Below are 214 nucleotides of genomic sequence, written 5' to 3' on the forward strand. Positions count from 1 at the left end.
CTCTTCTTTATTTTCACTTACAGTTGTTGTTTCTTTTAAGTTTTGATTATCCGTTGTAGTTTGTCCAGATCCTGTATTATTACCTTCACCTGTTGGTGGTGTCGTTGGATTTCCTCCATTATTTCCTTCACCTGTTGGCGGTGTTGTTGGATTCTCTCCACCAGTTTCCTTATCATCATCGTTCTTCTTCGTTATATCAATTGCATATTTAGCA

At 37.4% G+C, this 214-nt stretch carries 1 protein-coding gene; it reads right to left on the bottom strand.

The annotated features are described in order from the left end of the window. The coding region (locus tag MR113_RS28155; protein WP_242257533.1) for a hypothetical protein at positions 1–214 on the bottom strand (214 nt) is incomplete at both ends.

This window comes from Bacillus cereus group sp. BfR-BA-01379 (assembly GCF_022663605.1).
GTDB lineage: Bacteria > Bacillota > Bacilli > Bacillales > Bacillaceae_G > Bacillus_A > Bacillus_A mobilis.